The 5,503-nt window shown below is 51.8% G+C and carries 4 protein-coding genes and 1 pseudogene; 4 read left to right on the top strand and 1 reads right to left on the bottom strand.

Annotated features, from left to right (window positions below; translation table 11 throughout):
* Window positions 1-23: 23 nt before the first annotated feature.
* Window positions 24-866, top strand: coding sequence for a 16S rRNA (cytidine(1402)-2'-O)-methyltransferase (gene rsmI, locus ACR0P9_RS06980; RefSeq protein WP_432618634.1), 843 nt, complete (start codon window positions 24-26; stop codon window positions 864-866).
* 568 nt (window positions 867-1,434) lie between these two features.
* Here rsmI and ACR0P9_RS06975 read toward each other — a convergent pair.
* Window positions 1,435-1,953, bottom strand: coding sequence for a PaaI family thioesterase (locus ACR0P9_RS06975; RefSeq protein ID WP_432618632.1), 519 nt, complete (start codon window positions 1,951-1,953; stop codon window positions 1,435-1,437).
* Between the two features lie 309 nt (window positions 1,954-2,262).
* Between ACR0P9_RS06975 and nifS the strand changes: the two genes are divergently transcribed.
* The 3 genes and pseudogenes from nifS to ACR0P9_RS06960 form a co-directional block, all read left to right on the top strand.
* A complete protein-coding gene (gene nifS, locus ACR0P9_RS06970) occupies window positions 2,263-3,471 on the top strand; it encodes a cysteine desulfurase NifS (protein WP_432618630.1) in 1,209 nt (402 codons plus the stop codon).
* Between the two features lie 45 nt (window positions 3,472-3,516).
* Window positions 3,517-3,924: a Fe-S cluster assembly scaffold protein NifU gene (nifU, locus tag ACR0P9_RS06965; protein ID WP_432618628.1), complete on the top strand. Its 408-nt coding sequence runs from the start codon at window positions 3,517-3,519 to the stop codon at window positions 3,922-3,924.
* 112 nt (window positions 3,925-4,036) lie between these two features.
* Window positions 4,037-5,503 (top strand): annotated as a pseudogene (locus tag ACR0P9_RS06960) (transcription-repair coupling factor); the annotation flags it as partial.

Genomic DNA, 5,503 nt, shown 5'->3' with positions numbered 1-5,503 from the left:
ATCTATCACAGGGAGGAATTTTAATGGCAGGAACGCTTTATTTGGTGGCAACACCGATTGGAAACCTGGAGGATCTCACGTATCGTGCGGTTCGGATTCTCGGTGAAGTGGATTTTGTCGCGGCGGAAGATACCCGTGTCAGCGGCAAGCTGCTGCATTATTTGGAGATCAGCAAACCGCTGGTCAGCTATCATGAACACAACAAAAAACAGCGCGGACCGGAGCTGGTTGCGCGTATTTTGGCCGGTGAGACCTGTGCGTTAGTCACAGACGCCGGTATGCCGGCAATCAGTGACCCGGGCGAAGATTTGGCAAATTTGTGCCATGAGGCGGGAATCTCTGTCATTCCGGTGCCGGGTGCCTGCGCCGCAGTCAGTGCCTTGGCACAGAGCGGCTTGCCGTCCGGAAAATGGTGCTTTGAGGGCTTTTTGCCGACAAACAGCAAGCAGAGAAAAGAACGGCTCGCCGTGCTCAAGCAGGAGACCCGAACCTGTATTGTCTATGAAGCACCGCACCGCTTGCGTGCAACGATGCAGGAGCTGGCACAGCAGCTGGGAGACCGCCGCGTGAGCATTTCCCGCGAGTTGACCAAGCTGCATGAAGAATGCCTGCGAATGACCCTGCCGGAAGCGGCAGCATATTATCAGGAGACCGACCCGCGCGGTGAGTTCGTCCTTGTCATTGAGGGCGCATCTGACCATCCGGAACAGCGGGCGGCGGATCAGATGGAACAGGCCATCGCGCTGACGGAGGAATTGACAGCAGCTGGTCTGACCCTGCGCGATGCCGTCAAGCAGGCGGCAAAACAAACCGGTGCCCGCAAAAATCAGCTGTATCAGACCATGCTGGCACGACAAGAGGAGTAAGTTCGCACCGGCTTCTTGGCTCTCCCTCTGGGAGAGCTGGCATTTGCGAAGCAAATGACTGAGAGGGCTAAAGCCTTCCTCCTTGAGGAAGGTGGCGCGGCGTAAGCCGTGACGGAAGGAGCAGCACACAAACAAGTTCGTATCAGAGTTGCTCTAATTCGTCAGGGCGAACTGGTTACTCCCTCAGTCATTTGCGTTGCAAATGACAGCTCCCTCAAAGAGGGAGCCTAAAGCCCTCTCTGTCGCTGCGCGACATCTCTCCCAGAGGGAGAGACAAGTTTGGTCTGTGCGTAAGAGTAAAAAAATCACCAGGTTTCATACTGGTGATTTTTATTTGTATAATTACAGTGAAAATATAACTATTTGTATTCTGATAAAATAAAAAAAGAGAAAAGCCGGATGTTGGGGGCATCCGGCTTTTCCTGTACAAAACTTAAAGGGGGGTAAAAAAGAGAGATAAAAGAAAAATCTTTTATATAGTCACTCTTGACTACATGCTTAGTATACTGTAGTTATGTGTACATTGTGTGAATAAAATGAGAAAAAACCGCTAGAACAGAAATTTTTTTCAGCGCGCAGGGGAAACACCGGTTTTCGCTGCCTGCTCGCGCAGTCGTTTGTTCTCCTCGTGCGCGGCGTCCGCCTTCGGTGTGACCATATAGCTGGCTGTGGCGGTGCACACGAGCTTGTCCGGCGTGTCCTCCATCCAAGCGCGGGCACTGGCGTGGAAGATTTTGCGGCCGCGGAACGTGATCTCGGAATCAACGACAAGGCTGCCGCCGATGCGTCCCGGACGCAGATAATTGACGGTCATCGAAGCGGTGGGGCACAGATGAAAATCGGCGTTATAATAGACGAGCAGACCCATGCTCATGTCCATCATGGCACTGGTCACACCGCCGTGCAGCCAGCCCATCGGGTTGCGCATTTCCGGCTTGAGACGATAGCGCACGCGGCAGCGCGTGCCGTCCTCGCTGCAAGAGACAAACTCCGGCGGAATGCGGTTGTTGACAGAACCCGGCTCTGCGTCTGTGCGGCGATGGATCGCAGCGCGCAGTTTTTGTTCGTGATAGTCAGCGTGATTCATAGCAATCTGTCCTTTTCATGACCATACATAGCATTGGATTTCGTGCCATCAGTGTATCACGGGGCAGGGCTTCTGTCAAACGCGCTCGAATTTTTCTTGCGATTTAATGGAGAATTGATATTGTATTCTAAATCTGGAAATAGTAAAATAAACCTGTTGTGTTGCAAAGCAGGTAAAAAATTATGGGAAAATTTCCGATTATTTTACTGGGGTATTGAAATAAACACCAATTTCGTGTATATTAGTTATCACAGGCAGACACTGCCTGCATTGAGAATAAAAACCTATATCTTTAGGAGGATATGAAATATGGAACGTGTTGTTTATTCGGATAACGCGGCTACCACACCAATTTCCAAGAACGTATATAACGCGATGCTGCCGTACCTGACCACGGGCTATGGCAACCCGTCCAGCCTGTACAAGCTGGGTCGTGATGAGAAAAAGGCGATGGATGAAGCACGCGGCCATCTGGCAAAGTTCTTTAACTGTGACCCGAACGAGATTTACTTTACTTCCGGCGGTTCTGAAGCAGATAACCTGGCAATCAAGGGTCTGTTCTTCTCTGGCAAGCTGCCGAAGAATAAGCGTCATATTATCACCAGCACCATCGAGCACCACGCTGTTCTGTACACCTGCGAGTTTATGCAGAAGATCGGCTATGATGTGACCTTTGTCGGCGTAGATGAGCAGGGTCATATCAAGCTGGATGAGCTGGAAAATGCTATCACAGAGGACACCGCTCTGGTATCTATTATGGCAGCAAACAACGAAATCGGCACCATTCAGGATCTGAAGGCAATTTCCGACATCTGCCACAAGCACGGTGTCCTGTTCCACACCGATGCCGTACAGGCTGTCGGCCATATGCGCATCGACGTAAAGGCTATGGGCATTGATATGCTGTCTCTGTCCGGTCATAAGCTGCACGCACCGAAGGGAACCGGCGCGCTGTACTGCCGCAAGGGCATTAAGCTGGAGCCGCTGATTCATGGCGGCGGACAGGAGCGCGGCCTGCGCAGCGGCACCGAAAATGTTGCCGGTATCGTAGGTCTCGGCGAAGCCGTTCGCTATGCCGATGAGAATCTGGAAAAGAACATGGCATATGTCAAGGGTCTGCGCGACCGTCTGATTGAAGGCGTGCTCAAGATTCCGTACACCCATCTGACTGGCGATCCGGTAAACCGTCTGCCGGGCACCGCAAGCTTTGTCATTGAGTGCATCGAGGGCGAGTCTCTGGTTCTGCGTCTGGATCTGGCAGGCATCGCTTGCTCGACCGGCTCCGCTTGCTCGACCGGTTCTCTCGATCCGTCTCATGTTCTGATGGCTATCGGTCTGCCGCACGAAATCGCACACGGTTCTCTGCGCGTTACGCTGAGTGAGCAGAACACCGAGGAGGATGTCGATTACTTGATTGAGAAGATCACCTATGTTGTCAAGACTCTGCGCGACATGTCTCCGGTATGGGATGAGATGATTAACGGTCAGCCGATGCTGCAGATGTTTGACAACAAGTAAGAACTATATTTAGGAATTGTATTGCAATAAAAGGAGTTTATCACTATGGATTACAGCGAAAAGGTAATGGATCATTTTGCCAATCCGCGCAATGTCGGCGTGATTGAAGATGCCAATGCTGTCGGCGAAGTAGGCAATGCCAAGTGCGGCGACATCATGAAGATGTATATGAAGATCAACGATGAGGGCGTCATCGAGGACATCAAGTTCAAGACCTTCGGCTGCGGCGCAGCTGTTGCTACCAGCTCGATGGCAACCGAGATGGTAAAGGGCAAGACCATTGAAGAAGCACTCAAGCTGACCAATAAGGCAGTGGCAGAGGCTCTGGACGGTCTGCCGCCGGTAAAGATGCACTGCTCTGTTCTGGCTGAAGAGGCGATTCAGGCAGCTCTGACCGATTACTACACCCGCAAGGGCCTGAACCCGGACGACTATATCCCGAAGAAGAAGTAAGGAAGCAGTTCTTACTTTCTCACTAAAATTTCATCGAAATAAGCCGCATACGTCTGTATGCGGCCTTTTCGGCATGTATTATCCAAAACCGGAATAAGGAGTTATTTTCCCTATGGAACGTATCACACAGCTGATTGCTGACTTAACAGAATATGACAGCATTGCAGAAGGGCTGAAGGCGGGCAAATCACCGGTTGAGGTGACGGGACTCGCACCGATTCACAAAGCCAATTTGGCGGCAGCTCTGGCAGGACAGCTGCACAAACAGGCGGTTGTTATCTGCGCGGATGATTTGGCGTGCAGCCGCATGGCGCGTGACTTGGAAGCCTTTTCGGAGCGTCCGGTAGAGATTCTTCCGGCACGTGAATTTGTATTTCACAATATCGAATCGTCCTCCCGCGAGTATGAACACAAGCGTATTTCTGCTCTGCGCGATTTACGGCTCGGAAAAAAGACTATTGTTACCACGATTCCTGCGCTGCTGATGGCGACGATGCCGCCGGAAAAAATGCAGGAAGCCATGTTTTCCATTGATTTTAACGGAGAATATACCATTGATGAGCTGACACAGAAGCTGATTTTGGCTGGATACCGGCGGTGTATGCAGGTAGAAGGCGAGGGTCAATTCTCTGTCCGCGGCGGTATTCTGGATATTTTTGTGCCGGGCGAGGATTATCCGGTGCGCATTGAATTTTTTGATACGGAAGTGGACACCATGTCTTATTTTGACATCGGTTCCCAGCGGCGCACGCGCTCATTGGAAAAGCTGCTGTGCGTGCCGAATATGGAGGTTCTGCCGACGCTTGCGCCGGATGGCATCAAGGGTCTGGTGAACAAGCTGACCGGTATCGTGCTCTCGCGCACCAATAAGCACCCGGATCTGGATCGCAATTTGCGCCGCGATATAGAACGCCTCAATAACGATGGCATTTTTCCGGCAGCAGATAAGTATCTGCCGCTGATTTATCCCCGATTGACCTCCGCCGTCGAGTACATTCCGGAAGAGGCGCTGGTCTGTTTCGATGATTTCCGCGCCGTGCGCGAGGCTGCCCGCGTGTTCACGCTGCGCATGAAAGAAGATGTCGAGGCACTGCTGGAGCGCGGACAGATTTTTGGCAAACATGCCATTTATCAGCACAGCTTGGAAGAAGTCATGCAGCGATTGGAAGCAAACAGCGTGCTGTATTTGGAGACATTTTTAAGCTCTATGCCGGAATGTCCGCCGAAACAGGTCACAGAAATCACCGCCAAGCAGCTGTCGCCGTATTCCGGCAACACAGAAGCGGCGGCTTCGGATATTCGGGCGTATCAGGACAGAAACTATCGGGTTATTGTCCTATGTTCCGGCGATATGCGCCGTACAACGATGAAGGACATTTTGCAGGAACACGGCATCGATGCACGGGTGACGGATCGCCTGCCGCGGCAGGGCGGCGTCAGTATTTTAGAGGGCAGCTTGTCTGCCGGTATGGAATATCCTTCTCTCAAAACCGCTGTGTTGACGGAAGGACAGATGCTTGCTGCCCGAAAAAAGAAAAAGGAACGGCGCAAAAAGTCCAATCGAGATCATGTGCGCAGT

The sequence above is a fragment of the Butyricicoccus sp. genome (genome assembly GCF_050872565.1).
In the GTDB taxonomy this organism is placed as follows: domain Bacteria; phylum Bacillota; class Clostridia; order Oscillospirales; family Butyricicoccaceae; genus Butyricicoccus_A.
This window is presented reverse-complemented; position numbering and strand designations above follow the sequence as displayed.